This window comes from Atribacter sp. (genome assembly GCF_035418125.1).
Lineage (GTDB): Bacteria > Atribacterota > Atribacteria > Atribacterales > Atribacteraceae > Atribacter > Atribacter allofermentans.
On the sequence record NZ_DAOLQM010000331.1, the window covers coordinates 1 to 1959 of the forward strand.

2 protein-coding genes are annotated in these 1959 nt (G+C 41.8%); both read left to right on the top strand.

Annotated elements, in window-relative coordinates; genetic code table 11:
- A partial coding sequence (gene dapF, locus PLK24_RS11115) for a diaminopimelate epimerase (RefSeq protein WP_324479140.1) occupies positions 1-852 on the top strand: 852 nt, incomplete at its 5' end.
- Positions 831-1959 (top strand): LL-diaminopimelate aminotransferase (locus tag PLK24_RS11120; protein WP_324479142.1); only part of this gene is annotated, 1129 nt, incomplete at its 3' end. The genes dapF and PLK24_RS11120, both read left to right, overlap by 22 nt.

Genomic DNA, 1959 nt, shown 5'->3' on the forward strand with positions numbered 1-1959 from the left:
GTTAAAATGCACGGGTTGGGGAACGATTTTATAATTATCGAAGACCATGAAGCCCAAAAAATAGCTTCAATCAAGGATTTTACTATTGCTGCTTGTGACCGTCACTTCGGAGTTGGAGGAGATGGAGTGATACTCATTCTGCCCTCGCAAAAAGCTGATATCCGAATGAGAATATTTAATTCTGACGGGAGTGAGGCAGAAATGTGCGGCAATGGAATTCGCTGTCTAGCCAAATATGTATATGAAAGAGGAATAATTCCCGATCCGATTTTTACGGTTGAAACTAAAGCAGGAATCATAGTTCCCGAAATAACCTTAGAAGACGAGCGAGTAAAGTCAATTCGAGTTGATATGGGTCAGCCTTATCTTGAAAGTGAGAAAATCCCGGTAGACCTTAAGAAGGAGAGAATCATCCAAGAACCAATTGAAGTCTTAGGGAATACCTTTTATTTTACCGCCGTGTCAATGGGAAATCCTCATGCAGTGATTTTCGAAATTCCTGATCAATGGCAAACCTACGGGGAAACAATTGAGAAACATCCCCTCTTTCCTCGCAAAACCAATGTAGAATTTGTTCGTTGTTTGTCTTCCAATCAAGCCGAAGTAAAAGTTTGGGAACGAGGAGCAGGACCGACTTTGGCCTGTGGTACCGGAGCATGTGCAGTGTTGGTAGCTGGAGTCCTCAATCAAAAATTAAGCCCTAAAGCTGAAATCAAGTTGCCTGGTGGGAGTTTAACTATCGAGTGGTCAACAGAGAATCAGCATGTTTATATGGAAGGTCCAGCTCAGGAAGTATTTAACGCAGAATTGTCAGAGGAGGTATATGAGTCATGGATGTTGCATCGCGAGTAAAAAATTTACCACCTTATCTCTTTGCCGAAATTGAAAAAAAGGTGGAAAACATGCGAATTCAGGGGAAAGAAGTGATCGACTTGGGAATTGGTGACCCCGATCTTCCTACTCCCGAATTTATTATAGATCGCTTATGTTTAGAAGCCAAAAAAGCCGAAAATCATCGTTATCCTTCTTATCGTGGTTTATCTGCCTTTCGGAAGGCTGCGGCGAGCTGGTATACAAAACGCTTTGGGGTTACTTTAAATCCCGATCGGGAAGTTGTTTCGTTAATCGGTTCAAAGGAAGGGATTGCTCACTTTGCATGGTGTATTGTTGATCCTGGTGATATCGTTCTGGCGAGTGATCCTGGCTATCCGGTTTATAAAATCAGTACGATGTTGGCCGGTGGGATTCCCCTTGAACTTCCCCTGCTTAAAAAGAATCAATTTCTTCCCGATTTTACTTCTTTTCCTGAAAGTGTTTTAAAACGAACCAAATTGATTTACATCAATTATCCCAATAATCCAACCGGGGCTACTGTAGATCATAAATTTTTTCGGGAAGTAGTTGATCTAGCTCGTACCTACGATTTTGTTATTGCCCACGACTTGGCCTATTCTGAAGTAAGCTATGATGGGTATAATGCTCCCTCAATTTTCGAAGTTGATGGTGCTCGTGAAGTAGCTGTTGAATTCCATTCTCTTTCTAAAACCTTTAATATGACTGGTTGGAGAGTTGGTTTTGCAGTTGGCAATGAAAAGTTAATCGAGGCTTTGGGTCGGGTGAAAACCAATATAGATTCGGGAATTTTTAACGCTATACAGTGGTCGGGTGTGGAAGCTTTGGGAAGAACTCAGGAAGTACTGGATTGGATTCTCCCAATTTATACCCGTCGTCGTAATCTGGTAGTTGAATCTTTACAAGCTTGTGGATTTGAAGTCGAGAAACCCCGAGCCAGTTTTTATGTATGGGTACCGGTTCCGGTAGGATATACGTCAATGAGTTTTGCTGAACATCTTTTAGAAAGAACCGGTGTGGTGGTAACTCCAGGGACCGGTTTTGGTCAATATGGAGAAGGATATATTCGAATTTCCTTAACTAGCCCGGAAGAAATTTTAACAAAAG